Origin of the sequence: Dyadobacter sp. CY261 (assembly GCF_021440085.1) — a bacterium.
Taxonomy (GTDB): Bacteria; Bacteroidota; Bacteroidia; order Cytophagales; family Spirosomataceae; genus Dyadobacter.
Window position 1 is genome coordinate 146,750 of the sequence record NZ_JAKCPW010000012.1, and the last position, 18,824, is coordinate 165,573.

General features: G+C 51.3%; 11 protein-coding genes. 10 read left to right on the forward strand and 1 reads right to left on the reverse strand.

Translation table 11 applies throughout. From position 1 onward, the window contains the following. Positions 1–133 precede the first annotated feature (133 nt). From LZD49_RS28255 to LZD49_RS28275, 5 genes are all read left to right on the forward strand, one after another. On the forward strand, positions 134–3,598 hold the full coding sequence (locus tag LZD49_RS28255) for a TonB-dependent receptor (protein ID WP_234671216.1): 3,465 nt from the start codon (positions 134–136) through the stop codon (positions 3,596–3,598). A gap of 23 nt (positions 3,599–3,621) precedes the next feature. After that, positions 3,622–5,346 (forward strand): RagB/SusD family nutrient uptake outer membrane protein, encoded by a 1,725-nt coding sequence (locus LZD49_RS28260; RefSeq protein ID WP_234671217.1) that lies wholly within the window; start codon positions 3,622–3,624, stop codon positions 5,344–5,346. Between the two features lie 192 nt (positions 5,347–5,538). After that, entirely contained in the window at positions 5,539–7,794 is a 2,256-nt protein-coding gene (locus LZD49_RS28265; RefSeq protein WP_234671218.1) for a PQQ-binding-like beta-propeller repeat protein, read from the forward strand. Positions 7,795–7,988: 194 nt separating this feature from the next. Then, positions 7,989–9,305, forward strand: coding sequence for an enolase C-terminal domain-like protein (locus tag LZD49_RS28270; RefSeq protein WP_409021358.1), 1,317 nt, complete (start codon positions 7,989–7,991; stop codon positions 9,303–9,305). 18 nt (positions 9,306–9,323) lie between these two features. Then, positions 9,324–11,222, forward strand: coding sequence for a GDSL-type esterase/lipase family protein (locus LZD49_RS28275; protein WP_234671220.1), 1,899 nt, complete (start codon positions 9,324–9,326; stop codon positions 11,220–11,222). A 149-nt stretch (positions 11,223–11,371) separates the two neighbouring features. On the opposite strand, the gene LZD49_RS28280 is transcribed toward LZD49_RS28275, so the two are convergent. Then, positions 11,372–11,908 carry a hypothetical protein gene (locus LZD49_RS28280; protein WP_234671221.1) on the reverse strand — a complete coding sequence of 179 codons (537 nt, stop codon included), beginning with the start codon at positions 11,906–11,908 and terminating at the stop codon, positions 11,372–11,374. A 185-nt stretch (positions 11,909–12,093) separates the two neighbouring features. On the opposite strand from LZD49_RS28280, the gene LZD49_RS28285 reads away from it, so the two are divergent. The 5 genes from LZD49_RS28285 (at position 12,094) to LZD49_RS28305 (ending at position 18,806) form a co-directional block, all read left to right on the forward strand. Continuing rightward, positions 12,094–12,789, forward strand: coding sequence for a LytTR family DNA-binding domain-containing protein (locus tag LZD49_RS28285; RefSeq protein ID WP_234671222.1), 696 nt, complete (start codon positions 12,094–12,096; stop codon positions 12,787–12,789). 20 nt (positions 12,790–12,809) lie between these two features. Then, a complete protein-coding gene (locus tag LZD49_RS28290) occupies positions 12,810–14,690 on the forward strand; it encodes a hybrid sensor histidine kinase/response regulator (protein WP_234671223.1) in 1,881 nt (626 codons plus the stop codon). Between the two features lie 123 nt (positions 14,691–14,813). Then, entirely contained in the window at positions 14,814–16,010 is a 1,197-nt protein-coding gene (locus LZD49_RS28295; protein WP_234671224.1) for a hypothetical protein, read from the forward strand. 196 nt (positions 16,011–16,206) lie between these two features. Beyond that, entirely contained in the window at positions 16,207–17,478 is a 1,272-nt protein-coding gene (locus tag LZD49_RS28300; RefSeq protein WP_234671226.1) for an MFS transporter, read from the forward strand. 92 nt (positions 17,479–17,570) lie between these two features. Next, positions 17,571–18,806: a GDSL-type esterase/lipase family protein gene (locus LZD49_RS28305; RefSeq protein ID WP_234671227.1), complete on the forward strand. Its 1,236-nt coding sequence runs from the start codon at positions 17,571–17,573 to the stop codon at positions 18,804–18,806. Positions 18,807–18,824: the final 18 nt, after the last annotated feature.

Here is an 18,824-nt window from a genome sequence, read left to right on the forward strand (position 1 = left end):
AGCATACAAAACTATGAAATTTGTATACAAGGGCAAAACTGTCCTGCGGATAGCGTATATACTAATACGTTCTCGATGGGAGGCATATGCCGTAAAAAAACACCGACCCGACTTTGGTAAAGTCCTCCTGGCAATGAAATTAACCGTGTTGATATTCCTGATTGGTACGTTGCAGGTGCTGGCCGAAGATACTTTTGCCCAGCAGGTATCTCTTAAAAAGAAGGACGCAACTTTACTGGAAGTGCTCAAATCCGTGCGGAAGCAGACGGGCTACGTCTTCATTTGCGATCTGGAAATGCTCGATCAGGCGGGAAAAATCAATATAAATGTAACCGAAGCGCCTTTAAAAGAAGTGCTTGACGCCTGTTTTGCCGGGCAGCCATTGACCTACAACATCGTCGACAAAACGATCATCGTCAGGAAAAAGCGCGAGCCGGCACGTAAGCCGAAGGAGCAGACGAGCCTGAAAGAACCGTTCTCGTTCACATCCGACCCGGTTTTGAAGGAACGGATGACCGAGCTGATGCGCAGGAAAGTTGACTTGCAAACGATCTTCGATATCAGTGTAACCGGTAAGGTCAGCGATGAAAAAGGTGAACCGCTCGCGGGTGTGAACGTAATTCAAAAGGGCACGCAACGGGGGACATCCACCAATGAGCAAGGAATTTTTAATATCGACATTACGGACGCCGATGCCGTACTGACATTTTCTTTCGTGGGCTTTATGTCCCAGGAAGTGATCGTGGGCCGCCGCAGTCAGATTGACGTGACATTAAAAGTTGATAACAAAGCACTGGAAGAAGTGGTCGTGGTGGGTTATGGCACACAAAAGCGCTCGGATCTGACTGGCTCAGTATCGTCGGTGAAGTCTGAGGAAATCAGAAACCTTCCTGTGCGCAGCGTGAACGAGGCACTACAAGGTCGTGCTGCGGGCGTGCAGGTTACGCGTAATGACGGCGCTCCGGGTGGTTCTTCCGACATTGTGATCCGTGGCGTGGGTTCCATCGGCGGGATGTCGCCGCTCTACATTGTGGACGGGATCAGGATGTCGGCAGGCAATAACTTCAACTTGCAGGATGTGGAATCTATTGAAGTACTGAAGGACGCAAGTGCCGCTGCGATTTATGGGGCGCAGGCTGCTGGCGGCGTAGTACTCGTGACCACGAAGCGCGGGGTAGCGGGTTCGGACAAGATGAATATCAATTTCAACGCTTATTATGGTGTGCGGAAGCCTGTTAACTTATATAGTATGCTCAATACACCCGATTATGTTAAAGCAAAAGCAGCTTCGGGCGTGAATACAAGCGGATGGGGCGATCCGGCGACATTGCCCGATAACGACTGGGTTGATCAGGTTTACCAAAACGGCAGCGACCAGAGCTATTCACTTTCGCTGTCCGGCGCGACGGCCAAGACGAATTATTACCTGTCGGCCAACTACCAGCGCGAGGGCGGTACCATCATCGACAACTGGTTTGAACGCTACGGTATCCGTTCGAATGCCGATTTCAAGATCAATAACCGCCTGAAAGTGGGAGAGACCTTATACGGCTGGCGGACTGGCAATAACCCTGTGCAAACCAGCACATTCCCATTCCGCTCCGCACCGTTGATCCCCGTGTATGATCCTACTAACCCGGTGGGTGGCTGGGCAAAGACGGGCACGTTTTTCACCGGCCCGAACCTGGTAGGCAATGAGTACATCAACCACGCCAAAAATATTCAATACGCGCTGGAAGGTAACGTTTATCTGGATTGGGAGGTTTTGAAAGGATTAAACTTCCGCTCGACATTCGGCGCATCCATTTACAGCGGTGCAAACTATAAATTTACCGAAGCCTACGATTTTGGTACACTGAAAAACGTGAACGCGTTCCTGAGCCGCGACCTAAATAACTCCCGCAACCTGACCGCGAACTTCGTTTTAACCTACAATAAAATGTTCGGGCGTCACGAGATCAAGGCGATGGCGGGTTACGAGGCATATCAGTCGGATTTGAGCAACTTGCACGGAGAGGCGCAGGGTTTCCAGGTGATTACCTATAATCTTGGCATGACCACCAATCCGAGCACTTACAAAGCCAGCGGCGGTGAGTTCCCGCAGACCCGCTTGCTTTCTCAATTTGGCAGGATCAACTATACTTTTGCAGACAAATACCTCTTTACAGCCAATGTGCGCCGCGATGGTTCCGATCGTTTCGGGCCTGCCAACAAATGGGGGGTATTCCCCTCGTTTTCGGTAGGTTGGAAGGTAAGCGAAGAAGCATTCGTGCGGGACAATTTTTCGCAGGTTTCGAATCTGAAAATCCGCGCCAGCTATGGTAAACTCGGTAGCACCAGCAGCATCCCGCAATATACTTACCAGGCATCCTACGGTGGTGGTGGTGGTACCAATATCCTTGGCCTGCCCAACGGCGACCGGGCCAAGGGCTATGCACTAACGGCCCAACTGCCCAACCAGAATATCAAATGGGAGCAGGTAAACCAGACCGACATTGGTCTCGATTTAGGCTTGTTCAAAAATGCATTAAATATCACGGCAGACTGGTACAGCCGCCAGACACAGGATATGATCTACCAGGTTCCGGTGCCGGTTTCGGCGGGCTTTTATGGCACGAGTGGTGTGTACACCAATATTGGCCAGATGAGCAACAAAGGGATCGAGCTGGCGATAGATTATCGGGGTAAAGTGAAGGACTTTACTTATGCTATCAGTGCCAATGCGGCATTTAATAAAAACCTGGTAAAGCAACTGAGCGGGACCAACAACAACCCGATCAACGACGGAGCGGCGGGTGATTATCTTGAGAGTACCGTTACGCGTACCCAAGCCGGCAAGCCGCTGAGCCAGTTCTATGGCTATGTCGTCGAGGGGCTGTTTAAAACCGATTCGGAAGTAGCCGCATTGAACCAAAGCGCCCAGGAGGCCGCCGCGGCAGCGGGTAAGCCCACGACGGGCGTGTTCTTTCAGAATTCGGGTACCGGTGCGGGCGACCTCAAATTCCGCGATGTGAATGGCGATGGCCGCATTACGATCGACGACAAAACCTACATCGGAAACCCCTGGCCGAAGATCACCTACGGATTTTCACTCAATCTGGGCTGGAAAGGCATTGACCTGCAGGCGATGTTTCAGGGCGTACAAGGCGTGGATGTTTTCAATGGAAACAAATATTACACCCAGTTCTTCGTCGGCGATTACAATACCACCAACGACATTTTCAACACGTCATTTTTCAATGGTAATGGTCTGACCGACCAGCCGCGCGTAGGAACGACAGACGCCTCGGGCAACTATGTACGTGACCCGAACTCCAACTATACCCGCATTTCCTCTTTTGTGGTCGAAAATGGTTCATTCCTGAAACTGCGGAACCTGCAGGTAGGCTATACCTTGCCCTCGTCGCTGGTAAAACAATGGAAAATGAGCGGGCTGCGGATCTACTTCCAGGCACAAAACCTGCTCACCTTCACCGGCTATTCGGGCCTCGATCCGGAAGTGCTTGGCCGCAACGGTACGACGGCGCGCGGGCTCGACACGATTTATTCGTATCCCCGCACCAGGCTCGTTTCCATGGGTATTGATCTGAATTTCTAATTGATTTAACAGCTAGCAAGGCTATGAAAATATTCCACAAACTTCTCCTGCTTTTGGCGTTGACCGGTCTGTATTCGTGCAGTGACGATTTCGTCGACGTCGAAAACCCCGGTGCATTGGCACCATCGCAATACCCGGCTTCCGTAGCCGATCTGGAACAGCTGCTCACGGGCGCATATGCCACCCAACATGCCAACGGACTTTTTGGCCATACCATGCTGGGTAAAAACACCTGGCTCTGGGACCATACCCTCGATCTGAGCTGGCAGGGAACGCCCACCTGGATTCAGATGGGACAGAACAATTCCCAGCCTAACGACAGCTTCCTGTACGACACCTGGCGCGAGCTATGGCGGGGCGTGCAACGCAGCAATACGCTTCTGGCCGCCATCGAAACCTATCGCCAGAAAGCACCCAACGACGCGGCAGCTATCGACCTCATCAAGGGGCAAGCGCTGTTCCTGCGCGCATGGTACTACTTCCATCTGGTATCTTATTGGGGGGAAGGCTTCAATGCAGCCACCGAAGGCGCCAAAATGGGTGTTCCGATCATTACGGAAGTGGCTTCCGGCCTCGACGAGACGCAGGTTCCCCGGAAAACTGTCAAGGAAGGCTGGGATTTCGTGATCGGCGACCTCAAAGCTGCGGAAGGCTTGCTCAATGGTGTAAACTGGACTGGTGCTACCGACAAATACAAAGTTTCCGGCTGGGCAGTGAAAGGGTTTTTAGGTAAAATCTACGCCTACCAGTCCGATTGGACGAATGCCAAAACTTACCTCGGCGATGTGGTAAATAACAGCGGCAAGTCGCTGGTAACTTTCGATGTGTACAAGGATATGTTCAACGGCAAAAATGAGTTTACTACCGAATCCATTTTCGAGCTAAACCTGAATGTGGATATGACGGCACGCGGTGGTGATGACCAGTCGATGGGAACGAGTATCGGGATGGTCATCGCACCGACTTATGTGGGCGATAACGGTGGACAGGCGGCTTCGGCATGGTCCAATGTGTTTCCGCATGCCAAGAACATTGCGCGTTTCGGCTTTAATGAGGGGCATTATTTCAAATCCGGCACCACAAGTGCGAATATTGCCAATGTGGACCCGGCCTATATTACCCGCTCTATTGAAGCGAAAAAGAAGCAGACCGTAGATCCTCGACTTTGGGTGGCTTGTTACCAGCCCTATGTGGATTCGATGATCGTGAGCGGCCGCAAGCGTCCTATATCGCATTATCTTGACATTACCGAGCTGGATATGGAGGCCTGGAGTTTCCGAAAATTCACCAATCCGAACGGTACCGAGGCAGAAATCAATATGGCTAACGGCGCGAACATTCCATGGCTCCGGCTCGCCGACATTTACCTGCTCTACGCCGAGACACTCTCGCATTCAGGGGATAATGTCAATGCATTGGAATACATTAATAAAGTAAAAAGGCGCGCATACGGATTACCCGTCAATACGCCTTCGGCAGTTGATTACAAAAGCCTCACCGACCAGACCAAAGCCAGTGATGCCGTCCTGAAAAACGACCCACTCAAATACGAACGCTGGGCCGAGCTCTTCGGCGAAGGGCACTGGTGGCTCGACGTCCGCCGCTGGCAGATCGGTGATAAGGAAGCGACTTATTACCAGCGCATCCGCGGCGGAGCGATCCAATGGGACCCAACCGATTACGCCCAACCGATCCCGATCAATGAGATCACGGCAAACGTGAACATGCGGCAGAATCCGGGGTATTAATGATGCGAGCCCGAGTGCAAATTGTCAGTCTGAGCGCACCTGGCCGCCCGGCAGTCGAAGACAGTCCGAACGGCAGAAATGTGTCGCTTGTACATGCCTTTTGACCGCCCGGCGGCCCGATGCGCTCAGACTGACAGTCCGCGCAAGGCCTGTTGTACCAGGGGATAAATTGACCTAAATCCAACTTCATTCATGCATTCGAACCAACCAAGAAAAGTCGGTCCGCCGGGATTTTTTGCGCGAATAGCGGCTTTTCTGACCATAACTTTACCTCTTGCCGCACTCGTCGGGCTGCACACTGACGATCGCAATGCCGACTGGCTGGCCTATGGCGGGAACAAGGCAGGCAACCGTTATTCGCCGCTCACGCAGATCAATCTCAGCAATGTGAAACAACTGAAAGTCGCTTGGGAATACGACGCTACCAAGCCTGCGGCGGGCGCGCCTGCTCCCGGCATCGCCGCGCCCAGAAGGCCGATGGAAATCCAGTGCCAGCCGATCATCGTGAATGGCATCCTGTATGGCACCACGCCGCTTTTGAGCCTTTTTGCATTGAAAGCAGATACCGGTGAGGAGCTTTGGCGTTTCGATCCGTTCACCGAAGGCACGCTGCGGTTCCATGTGAGCAGAGGTGTGATGTTCTGGCAAGACGGTCGCGATAAAAGGGTGATCTACACCGCCGGGAACCAACTTTGTGCCGTTGACGCCGCCACTGGAAAACTTGTGAAAAGTTTTGGTAACGGCGGAAAAGTCGACCTGAGAGAAGGCGTGACGGGGCGGCCCGGACGTGAAAATGATAAGCTGTCGGTGGATGCCACTTCACCCGGCGTAATCTATAAAGATATGCTGGTGATCGGCTCGCGTGTTTCTGAATACGGCGACGCCGCGCCAGGGCACATCCGCGCATTCGACGTGCGTACAGGAAAGCTCAAATGGACATTTCATACTGTGCCTGAACCCGGTGAGCCGGGCCACGATACCTGGCCGAAAGATGCCTGGAAACGTATTGGCGGAGCCAACAACTGGGCTGGTATGGTGCTCGACGAGAAACGCGGTGCAGTGTATTTCGGTACCGGATCGCCTTCGGTGGATTTTTATGGTGCCGATCGGGAGGGGAAGAATTTGTATGCCAATTGCGTGATCTCGCTGAATGCGGAAACAGGAAAAATGAACTGGTACTATCAGACGGTTCACCATGATTTGTGGGATAGGGATATTTCCTGCCAGCCTAATCTTTTAACAGTAACCCACAAAGGGCCGAATGGAAGGTCCAGAAAGATCGACGCCGTGGCGCAGGCTACCAAGGACGGTCTCCTTTTCCTGCTCGACCGGGATACAGGGAAACCATTGTTTCCCGTGGAAGAACGCCCGGCATTGACGGATTACCATTTGCCCGGTGAACATCCCTGGCCCACACAGCCTTTTCCGACCAAACCGGCACCTTTTGCCCGCCAGAGTTTCACGGAGGCGGAAATCACCGACCGCACGCCCGAGGCGCACGCATTTGTGAAGAAAAAGTTTGCCCAAACACGCTCTGGCAATAAGTACATGCCGCCCAGCAGGGAAGGGAGTCTTTACCTCGGCATTGGCGGAGGCGCGGAATGGGGCGGCAATGCAGCCGATCCACAAGGTATTTTGTACCAGAACTCCAACGAAATGGTGTGGGACCTTAAAATGATGGACTACAATGGTCCAGCTGCAGGTGGTTCGAGGCAAGCAGCTAATTCACCGGGACAACTCGTGTACATGCGCAATTGCGCTGCCTGCCACCGTGCCGACCGGCAGGGGAGCGGGCAGGAATACCCGAGCCTTGTGCAAGTGAGCAACCGAATGTCGAAGGAGGAAATCTCGAACATCGTTAAAACCGGTCGCGGACGAATGCCTGCATTTCAACACATTTCCGACCAGGAGCGCAATGAGCTGGTGGCTTTTCTTACCAATGCGGAGCAGAAGGCATCTGTTGCCGAGAACCATAGCGCCAGCGAAGCACCGGTGGAAGCTAAGTCGGCATTTCCTTACATCCCTCCGTACATCAACAATGGCTGGACGCGTTTCTTCGATCCGGATGGTTACCCGGCCATCAAGCCGCCCTGGGGTACGCTCAATGCCATCGACCTCAATACCGGCGAATACCTCTGGCGCGTACCGCTGGGCGAGTTTCCTGAGTTGACCCAAAAAGGCATCCCTGTCACCGGTACCGAAAACTACGGAGGTCCGATTGTCACAGCAGGCGGATTAGTATTTATCGCGGGTACCAAAGACGAAAAGATCCGTGCATTCGACCGCAAATCCGGCAAAACCGTTTGGGAGTACCAACTACCCGCAGGCGGCTTCGCCACACCGGCCACTTACATGGTCAACGGAAAGCAATATGTGGTAATCGCAGCCGGCGGTGCAAAGAACGGTCACAAGCCCGGCGGTAAATACATCGCATTCGCATTGCCATAGTCCGCAACCAGTTTTTCACCCGTATTTTTTGACAACCCCAAATTAACATTGACTATTCCTGACCATAACTGACCATTCCCAACCCCTTAACCCATTCCAACCTAACCCAATCCATTCGTCCAATTCCTAATCCAAAAACAACGATGAAGAACAATACATCTGAGCCCGTCCAAAACCGTCGTGACGCATTAAAAATGCTGGGAGCCGGTTCGGCCGCAGGTTTGCTGGGCGTGCTAAGTGCTGCGGACAATGCGCATGCGCGTGAACATTACACGCGGCCCGCCCATGCAAAAGGCATGGCACCGGTCAAAATCAAAAGCGTGAAGGCCATCGCAACGGCCCCGCAAGGATCAAACCTGATTGTGGTAAAAGTCGAAACGACTGAACCCGGGCTTTACGGCCTTGGTTGCGCCACATTTACGCAGCGCGCAGCCGCAGTGGTAACGGCGATAGACACTTACCTCAATGAATTTTGCGTCGGAAAAGACGTCGACAATATCGAGGACATGTGGCATTCGACCTACGTGAGTTCCTACTGGCGGAACGGTCCGGTGCTGAACAATGCGTTGAGCGGGCTTGACGAGGCTTTGTGGGACATCAAAGGCAAGCGTGCGGGCATGCCGGTGTATCAGTTACTTGGCGGCAAAGCCCGTTTTGCGATACCGTGTTACACCCATGCGAACGGCAACACGCCCGAAGCCGTCGCCGACGACGTCCAGCGCATTATGGACCGTGGTTTCAAATACATCCGCATCCAGCAGGGCGGTTACGGAGCGGTGGGCGCGACCGAGCAGAAGCCTGACTTCAAGGCGGCGGGCTTCGGGGGACCCACTGATAATTACATGAATGAACGCGCTTACCTGAAATCTGTTCCTAAGCTGTTTGAAGCAGTCCGAAAGCGTTGTGGGGATGAAATTGAATTGCTGCATGACATCCACGAACGGGTGCAGCCAATGGACGCCATTAATATGATCAAGGCACTGGAAGAGTACCGTCCGTTTTTCATCGAAGACCCGTTCTCGCCCGAAAACATGGGCTGGTTCCGGCAGTTGAGGCAAAGCACCACCGTACCGATTGCGATGGGTGAGCTGTTCAACAACGTAAATGAATTCCGCGATCCGATGGCCAACCAATGGTTCGATTACATTCGTTGTCACGTGTCCCAGATCGGCGGTATTACTCCGGCCATGAAAGTGGCGAGGCTGGGTGAATGGTTCAATATCAAAACTGCCTGGCACGGCCCGGGTGACGTTTCGCCGGTAGGGCATTCGGCGCACGCGCATGTCGATCTGGCGGTCTGGAATTTCGGGATTCAGGAAGCCGTGAGCTTCAATGATAAAACCCAGGCTATTTTCAAAGGCTGTCCGACCATGAAAGATGGTTATATGTCGGTGAACGAAGTGCCGGGACTCGGCGTGGATATCGATGAAAAAGAAGCGGCGAAATACCCGATTACCACCAAATCCAATTGGCAGGTTCGTAAATTTGACGGAACGAGTATCCGGCCATAAGCACGTAAAAGCATTTCAATGAAGCGTCAATCTGTTTTTAAGGTTATTGCCGTGTTAATGCCCTTTCTGGTACTGTTTGTACTGGAAGGGGCATTACGATTGTTTGGCTATGGTCATGATTTGGGCGTTTTTACCGACGATCCAGCCCGGAAAGGCTATCTGGTATTAAATCCACATGCTTCGAAGCGCTATTTTGCCAACCAAAAAAATGCTACTTATGGCAATGCAGAGGCATTTCCTATGAAAAAGGTGCCCGGGACATTCCGGATTTTCGTGCTGGGGGAATCCACGACAATCGGTTACCCTTACATGAATAACGGCTCTTTCCACCGCTGGTTGCAATACCGGCTCATGCACACCTATCCCGATCGGGATTTTGAAATTATTAACCTGTCCCTCACCGCTGTCAATTCCTACACGGTTTTGGATTTTGGCAAAGCAGTACTCGACTACGAGCCCGATGCCGTGCTGGTTTACACGGGGCATAACGAATATTACGGCGCGATGGGCGTCGCTGCCACCGAGGGGATTGGCCACAGCCGGTGTTTGGCACGGCTGTTGATGACATTACGGGGCCTCAGGCTTACCCAACTGATCGCTTCTGTTACCGACAAAGTCACTGGACTGATTTCCGGTAAGCAGGTCGATTTGCGCGAGAATCTTATGAAACGCATGGCGGCTAATGAGCAGATTGCGTTCGGCTCCGAGGAGTACGGGGCGGGCGTGGAGCAATTCAGGGCCAATATGGATGAACTGGCGGCAGCGATGAGCAAAAAGGGTATTCCGTTGCTGATCGGAAGCCTGGTCAGCAATGAGAAGGATTTGAAACCTTTCATTAGCATTAAAGACAAACAGGGGCAGTCGGCGGATGCGCATTATCGATCCGGTGCTGCGCTCTATCAAAAGGCCGATTACCGCCATGCAAAAAAGGAATTTGTCCAGGCGAAAGAACTCGACGCATTGCGCTTCCGCGCGCCGGAAGCTTTAAACCAGATTATTAAGACAATCTCGGTCGCACACAAAGGCATTACATTTGTGGATATACGCGCACTCTTTGAAGCGCATTCTGCGGGAGGGATTTTAGGTAAAGAAACATTGCTGGAACACGTTCATCCCAATTTGCAGGGCTATGCATTGCTTTCTGAGGCCTTCTATCAATCCATGAAAAAGGCGGGAACACTGCCAGCGCCTACCGCCGAAATGTCATTCGAGACACTGAAACGACAAATGCCCATCACAATGGTCGATTCATTGAAAGGGGAGTTTGAAATGATGATCCTGAAAGAAGGCTGGCCGTTCAACGCTCCGATGCCTGCCGAGGAAAAGCGGGAAAAAACCGAGGAAGAGCAGTTGGCAGGGGCATTGGTCGTAAAACAAATCTCCTGGCGGGAGGCTATGGCGCGATTACAGAAGTATTACATAACCAAACGAGACACGACGGAAATGCTGCGGGTTGCAGAAGCGCTGGCACTCGACGATCCATTGAACCCAGTGCATTACGAACTGTCCGGAAAGCTGAGTGCGGCGCTGAATTTAAATGATCACGCGGTTCATTACCTCAAAAAGGCGTTCCGAATGGAAAATAGCTTCGAGCGCGCAAGAATGCTTTTTGTTATACTGCTTAAAATGGATGAACCTGCCGAAGCTTTACCCTACGTGGCTTATGCAGCTGCGAATAACAGCTCGGGTTTTAGCTTGAATGAGTTGCATGGCTTTGTGCAACAGTTGGTGGAAGTTAAAAAGCGCTTGGCTGGTGATAGTAATAATGTGGGATTAAACAATCAGTTGGCCGCTGGTTATCTGAAATTTGCAAACATAGCGGCTGCAGAAAAGTACATTCGGAAAACACTGCAAGCAGATCCGCGCAATGTCGCGGCGCTGGAAATGATGCAACAGGTCAGAAGCATTAAAAGATAGCTGTTTCTTTTACCGCACTGGTGCAAATCTGCTGATTAATACCTAGTATTTGCAGGCCTCCGGCCGGTCATTACCGCAATATCGTTTTGCAGTTTTGACCGGCCGGAGGCCTGCGAATAGTTGTTACGAAGCAGGAGCTTCGTAACATACTACTTGCGGAGGGTACTGAAAAACGATACTTGACCGTCTGTTTTCACCATCAGCACGTCAGCTTCTTTGCCTTTGGTAACGGTCACGAAGTAATGGTCGGCGTCTTCGAATTGAGTGCCGTACAGCAACATGTTGGTGTTGTTGTTTTCGTTGTCATTATACTCTATCACCGCCCCGATAGCATAGTTTTTGAATTGTTTTTCAATTTCCTTTTGTGCTTTTGCAGGGATGTCGGCAAATTTTTTGTTGAAGGTTGTGCCTACGAGCATAAAATGGTCATCATAAAAAGCGGTCTGTTTCTGGCCGTCTTTGGTGAAGGTAACCTCATCGAACTGCGGGCCTCTGGACCATTGCGCGTCGTTGACCTGGCCGAAATCGGCGTAGAAACTGTCTTTGGAACGGGCGCTTACGCCGTTGCGGGCTTCGGCGCGTTTTTCGGTTTTGTTTTCTTTTCTGATCTCTTTGGCGAGGGTCTGCGCCTGTGCTCCTGTAATGGCCAATGCGGCGATAATAGCGGAAGTGATGAAAGTTTTCATGTGATGCTATGTTTTAATGGTGATTGATCCGTTTGAATGATTCAAAACTACCAGGTGCCGCCCAGGTGGGAAACAGCAAGTAGGCAGAAGGGCAAAAGGTGTCGGTGAAATCGGTGAAAGTGTCTTTTAATTTCTTTTCCTTACCTTGGTTTTAGGATTCCTCCAACCTAACCGGATCGTTAAATATGAATTGCCTGGTTATCGACGACAACATCATTGCCCGCACCACCTTAAAGCAACTCGTGAAGCAGGATAAGGAGCTGGTACTGGCAGGTGAATGCGATAATGCGATGGACGCCTACCGCAAAATCATGGACGAGCCGGTAGATCTTTTGCTTCTCGACATCGAAATGGAGGGTATGACGGGCATCGAGCTCGTGCGGAGTCTCGGTAGCAGAAATCCGGTAATTATATTTACCACCTCCAAAAAAGAATATGCGGCCGAAGCATTCGAGCTCAATGTGGCCGATTACATCACCAAGCCGGTCACGCCGGTGCGGTTTTTACAGGCGGTTGAAAAGGCAAAGGAAATTTTCAGGAGCAAAAGGCAGGAAGTAAAAATGGAAGACAATAATTTTCTGTTTATCCGTGATTCTAATATCGTCCGGCGTTTGAAAATAGACGACATTTTGTATGCCGAAGCCATGGGCGACTATGTCAAGCTTTACACGTTAGAAAAGTTTTATTCCGTGCATTCGTCCTTGAAGGACGTTGAAGCGAAGTTATCGGAGCCGAAATTCCTGCGCGTGCACCGGTCATTTATTATTCAGGTCGGTAAGATCGATACCATTGAAGGCGGCACGCTCATTATCAACCGGAAAATGGTGCCCGTGGCAGATACTTACCGCGCGGCGCTGAACCGGCGGTTGAATGTTTTGTAATAACAGAATGAAAAACAAGCATGAGAGTCCGCACGCTCGTCATATACATTACCATCGGGTTCGTCGCTGCTGTGCTGGCGTTGGTGACGGTGCAGTACATGACGCGGCGCAATTTAGAAGATCTCATCAGCGCAAACGAAAATCTGCTCGACGAATACCGGATGAGCAGCGGGCTTTCTCATCAGGCCGATAGCACTAGTCGCGCCGTGCTCGCCCGGAAAATGGATGTCGTCGACCAAAGCGGGCAGCGGGTTTTGCGCTGGAATCTCTATGTGAATGTGTTGGTCTTCATTCTCCTGGTAGCTGTTTTCGCCATCATTGTAAGCCGCATGAAAAAGCAGGCGGAACTGATCGGTCAGCTCAATACGAGTGAAAAAAAGTTAAAGGAGGCGGTATTGGTGAAGGAAAACTTTCTGGCCAATATGAGCCATGAGATCCGGACGCCACTCAATGCAATTTTAGGCTACACCAATTTACTCCAAAAGAAAAAGCTGGACGACGATACGCGCCTGCATATCAATACGGTACAGCAATCGGGTGAAACGCTGCTGGCGATTGTGAACGACATCCTGGACCTTTCTAAAATAGAATCCGGCATGATGCGGATCGAGCGCGTGCCGTTCGATCCCGAAGCGTTGGTGCATTCTGTGGCAACGATGTTCCATCACCGGTCGGAGGAAAAGCATGTGCCGCTGATCGTGACTTTCGATCCTGCTCTTCCCGAAATGATCACCGGCGACCCCACGAGGTTGACCCAAATACTGGTTAACCTCATCAGTAATGCATTTAAATTCACCGAAAAGGGCGAAGTCAGGCTTCTTATCGAGGCTGGCCAGGTGCATGGCGGCCAGGTCAGGATTTCGTTCGGGATCATCGATACAGGGATAGGCATTGAGGCCGCAAAGCTCGAAACCATTTTTGAACGTTTCAGGCAGGCGCAGGACTCGACCACCCGGCAATATGGCGGAACGGGCCTGGGGCTTTCGATTGTGCGCGACCTCGTGCAATTGCAGGAAGGGGATATCGGGATAATCAGCGAGCCTGGCAAGGGTACATCCGTGAAAGTGACAATCCCCTACCGGATCACACCCGCCGGTGAATTGCCTGTCAAGGTTATGGGCACGGAAGCGTCCCATCACCGGCATCCGGGATGGAAGGTGCTCATCGCCGAAGACCACCCGATCAACCAGGGCCTTATGACCCGCCTCATGGAAGAACGCGGCATCGAAAGCCTCATTGCAGGAAATGGGGAAGAGGCCGTCGAAATCCTCAGAAGCGAACGTTTCGACCTGGTTTTTATGGATATTCAAATGCCTGGAATGGACGGTTACCAGGCCACGCGCGTGATCCGCGAAGAACTGAAACTGGACGTACCAATCGTAGCCATGACGGCGCACGCCATGGAAGGAGAAAAGGAAAAATGTATTGGTGTAGGTATGAACGATCATATTGCCAAGCCCGTCAGAGAGAGCGAGCTCGACAGGGTATTCAGGGAGTTTGCAAAACCGGTTACCAACGGCCGCCGCCCCGCCAATGGCCATACTGCCGAGGGATTCAAGGTAATCGACCTGGATTATATGCGGGAAATAAGCGATGGCGATGTAATGTACGAGAAGCTGGTAACCGAGCAGTTTCTCCACCTCATGCCGCGCGAGCTCGAAGCTTTGTCATCCGCAGCTGAAAGGCACGATACTGTTGAAATCCGCCGCATCGCGCATGGCATTAAAACCACTATTTCGATTATGGGATTGAATGCGTTGTTGGACAAGCATTTGGATATGTTGGAAAATGAAGTCGCCGGCGTTGAGGCGGTCGTAGAGCGCGTCGGCAAAGTGCTGGCCATTTGCAAAGAAGCGCTGGGCGAAGCGGGAATCCTTTACCGCCGGTTCCAGGATATGTGAATAGGAGTGGTCTTTAAAATAATGTAAACAGGAATGCAACGTTCCAAGGGATCTGACTTGTCAGGCTGGTTATGTTAATTTTTTGTGTTTTATTGTAACCAAAGTTGACCTGTTAAACGCTATATGCCCCGCAACAAACTCTCGCCTATCATTTATTTCGTTTTCCTGTCATTTTGCGCAAAGGCGCAGATCCGCTTCGAGAAGGGTTATTTTATTAGTAATGACAACCTCAAGACAGTTTGTGCCATCCGGAATGTAGATTGGGACAATAACCCGACATCCTTCCGATACCAACTGCCCGGCAGCGACGAAGTGCTCGAAGGTACAATCCGGGACACGCGGGCCTTCGGGATAGAGAATGGCTACACCTACGTGCGGGCGCTTGCGAACGTGGACCACAGTTCGACCAATTTAAACCGGCTCTCGACGCGGCGCAATCCTGAATGGAATGAGGAACTGGTTTTTTTGAAGATATTGGTGGATGGGGAGGTGAAACTTTTACAATACAAACGGAGTGAAACGAACCAGTTTTACTATCAAAAAACGGATTCGACTTACATTCCACTTATTTACAAACGCTATATTGATGGAAATGGCGAAATGGCCACGAACTTCGCTTTCCGCCAGCAATTGCTGAACGATCTTTCCTGCTCAGGTATCACGCAACTGCAAATAGAGCGCACTAATTACCGGGAAAGTGACCTTACCCGGTTTTTCGAACGTTATAATGCCTGCAAAAATCCGCAGAAAAAAGCCGCGGCAAGTCACGCACGAAGAGATGCCTTCAACATTAAAATTACACCGGGCGCAGATTTGACCTTGTTATCGACCTTCAACTTTACCTTTACCGACGATGGAAAACGCTCGGGAAACGTGGCGTCGTTCCGCATCGGTGTAGAAGGCGAATACTTCGCCCCGTTGCACAAAAACAAATGGTCGGTTCTGGCTGAGCCTGCCTTTCAGTATTACAAGCTCCCGCTTTGGATACCGGGCATCAAGCTGGACGTTAATTTCTGGACCATCGAACTGCCAGTGGGTATACGGCACCATTTTTATCTTTCAGACAAAACAAAAATCTTCATAAACGCCCTCTATGCCTGGACGTTGAAAGAGTACGCGATGGATAAAGAGAACGTGAATACCGATTACCGCGTCATTGCCGGATCGAATTTTGCGGGCGGGGCCGGCTTTGCGCACGGGCCATTTAGTGTTGAAGCGCGTTACTATTTAAACCGGAGCCTACATGCATACCGCGCGCGCATTGATTTGGATTATAGCAAGTTGTCGGTGATTTTGGGTTACAGGCTTTTTTCGAGATAAGCAATTAGTGAAAAAGTGGGGTTGGTCGCGTGATCGCGAAATGTCGTTAGGCATGTAATATCGGTCGCAAACCGCGTCAAGCTTTCCGGCAAAATGCCGTCAGGCATGTAACAAGAATGAATGTGATTTGCGATCACAATTGGTAGAACAGACGTGGAAATACGCTTTTAATGCAAAACCAATTCCTGAACCCCGCATGAAGCCGCAGCTCGCACAGGTACGCTGGTACCGGATTATCCCCGTTGTTTTTATCACGTACAGCCTCGCTTACCTCGATAGGGCCAATTTTGGTTTCGCCGTAGCAGGCGGCATGGCCGACGACCTGCACATTACACCCAACACATCCACGCTGCTGAGCTCGCTGTTTTTCCTGGGCTACTTCTTTTTTCAGATCCCCGGCGCGCATTATGCAGCCACGCGCACCGCCAAGAAGCTGATATTCATTTCGCTGATCCTGTGGGGTGCACTCGCCGCCTCAACAGGAATGGTAAACGATACTAATGCGCTGATTGTCATACGATTTATGCTCGGCGTCGTGGAAAGCGCCGTAATGCCCGCCATGCTGATATTACTGAGCCAATGGTTCACGAAGGAAGAGCGGTCGCGGGCCAATACATTCCTCATATTAGGCAACCCGGTCACCGTGCTTTGGATGTCGGTGCTTTCGGGTTACCTCATCGATTCCGTCGGTTGGCGGTGGATGTTTATCATTCAGGGCGCGCCGGGTATTGTGTGGGCGTTTATCTGGTGGAGGCTGATCGACGAGCGGCCGATGAATGCGAAGTGGCTTACGGAGGAGGAGAAAATGGCCGTCGAAGAGAAACTGAAAGCGGAACAGGCGGGTATCAAACCGGTCAAAAACTATGCGGAGGCATTCAAATCAAAAAAAGTGATCCTGCTTTGCCTGCAATATCTGTTGTGGAGCGTAGGCGTTTATGGCTTCGTAATGTGGCTGCCGTCGATCATCAAAGCCGCGCCGAACATGAATATGGTGACGACGGGCTGGCTGTCGGCAGTACCCTATCTTTTCGCGGTTATCGGGATGCTTGCGGCGTCTTATTTTTCGGATAAAACCGGCAACCGGAAGGTGTTCATCTGGCCGTTTCTGCTGGTAGCTGCGATATGCCTGTACGCGGGGGTGTGGCTCGGACCGGATCGGTTCTGGCTCTCCTATGGGCTGCTGGTTATTGCAGGGGGTGCCTTATACACGCCGTACGGGCCGTTTTTCGCCGCTATCGCTGAAATTTTGCCTAAAAATGTGATCGGCGGGGCGATTGGTCTTATCAATAGTTTGGGCGCATTGGGCTCATTTGCGGGATCTTACCTGGTCGGTTATTTGAATAGTGAAACCGGAAACTTCAATGCTTCCTATACATTCATGGCGGTTGCGCTGATATTGGCCACAATCTTTACCATAGCTGTCATTCCGGCCCCGAAGCCCCCATTACCAGTAGCAGAAGAGGTTTAAAGGACGGATTTTTGTCGAACCGGCGGTTAAGTTCGTCAACTTCCGTTCTTTCTATATATTGAATACGCTGCTAAACACTTAACCCAAAGTAAATGAGAAGTTTCAGACTGCCGGTGTCACCGGTTTGTGTTTTTCTGTTGTTTTTAACCCTCGTCTGCCGACCTACCTTTGCGCAGAACAAAAGCCCGAACAGCAATGCGGCATTCTCGCTGAAAGACGGCGATCGGGTTGTTTTCCTCGGGAATTCCATTTTTGAAAACGAGTTCCAATATGGCTACCTCGAACTGGCACTCACGACGCGTTTTGCTGAAAAAGGCGTGACCTTCCGTAACCTCGGCTGGACCGGCGATAATGTGTGGGGAGAAGCACGAAGCACCTACACCAATCCGCCGACGCCCTACGAGCATTTGATGGAAGACATCACCAAAGCCGCGCCGACGATCGTTTTTCTTGCATACGGAAGCGTGGAGGCACAGGAAGGCCAGGAGGGTGTCGCACATTTCAAGGAAGGTTTGAATAAATTGATTGATAAATTCGAATCTTTGGGCGCGAAAACTTTGCTGCTATCGACGTTGCCGGTCGTTTCTTCCGACACGTCCCAGCGTATCGGGAGCCGCAATGAGGATCTTCAATTGTATTCCAAAGCGATCTCGGAGGTGGCTTCACAGCGCAGTAAGCAGTTTATCGATATCTACAATCCGGTGCTCGATATGAGCAAAAAGGCCGATATCATTGAAAATACCGTCCATTTGAACGAAACAGGCTACTATTACCTGGCGGATGTGCTGCAAAAAGCATTGGGATTACCCACCGACCGTGAGACATCGACGATCACCATCAGTAACCCGACTCCGTATTCTTCCAATGTCAGAATTCTCCCGGGCAGTAAGGGCGATATTGTGCGTTTCGTAGCCGCCGACAAACACCTGCCATTGCCGTTCCCGCAAGCCAGCAGCTGGATAGGCAACAATGCCAACGTGGTGCGGATCATCGGTTTGAAAAAAGGCTATTATACTCTTACGGCTGCCAACAGCCAGGTGGTGACCGCCTCGGCGAAAGAGTGGGAGAAAGGTGTGGAGATCAAGCAAGGGCCTCAATTTGAACAATCGGCGCGCATCCGGGAAATGATCATCCGTAAAAACGAGCTGCATTTCTTCCAGTACCGCCCATTGAACCAGACCTACATCGTCGGTTTCCGCAGATACGAGCAAGGCCGCCACGTGCAAGGCCTGGAAGAACAAAACATCCTGATCAAATGGCTCGAAGGACAAATCATCATTAACAGCGAGCCGAAGGAAGTGGTGTACGAGTTGCGAAAGTTGGAGTGATGGAGATTGCGTATTTAG

Bases quoted from the DNA above. Each gene is read 5' to 3' on its own strand.
- LZD49_RS28305 (WP_234671227.1), top strand. From the start codon at position 17,571: ATGAGAAGTTTCAGACTGCCGGTGTCACCGGTTTGTGTTTTTCTGTTG.
- LZD49_RS28285 (WP_234671222.1), top strand. From the start codon at position 12,094: ATGAATTGCCTGGTTATCGACGACAACATCATTGCCCGCACCACCTTA.
- LZD49_RS28260 (WP_234671217.1), top strand. From the start codon at position 3,622: ATGAAAATATTCCACAAACTTCTCCTGCTTTTGGCGTTGACCGGTCTG.
- LZD49_RS28295 (WP_234671224.1), top strand. From the start codon at position 14,814: ATGCCCCGCAACAAACTCTCGCCTATCATTTATTTCGTTTTCCTGTCA.
- LZD49_RS28265 (WP_234671218.1), top strand. From the start codon at position 5,539: ATGCATTCGAACCAACCAAGAAAAGTCGGTCCGCCGGGATTTTTTGCG.
- LZD49_RS28275 (WP_234671220.1), top strand. From the start codon at position 9,324: ATGAAGCGTCAATCTGTTTTTAAGGTTATTGCCGTGTTAATGCCCTTT.
- LZD49_RS28300 (WP_234671226.1), top strand. From the start codon at position 16,207: ATGAAGCCGCAGCTCGCACAGGTACGCTGGTACCGGATTATCCCCGTT.
- LZD49_RS28290 (WP_234671223.1), top strand. From the start codon at position 12,810: ATGAGAGTCCGCACGCTCGTCATATACATTACCATCGGGTTCGTCGCT.
- LZD49_RS28270 (WP_409021358.1), top strand. From the start codon at position 7,989: ATGCTGGGAGCCGGTTCGGCCGCAGGTTTGCTGGGCGTGCTAAGTGCT.
- LZD49_RS28255 (WP_234671216.1), top strand. From the start codon at position 134: ATGAAATTAACCGTGTTGATATTCCTGATTGGTACGTTGCAGGTGCTG.
- LZD49_RS28280 (WP_234671221.1), bottom strand. From the start codon at position 11,908: ATGAAAACTTTCATCACTTCCGCTATTATCGCCGCATTGGCCATTACA.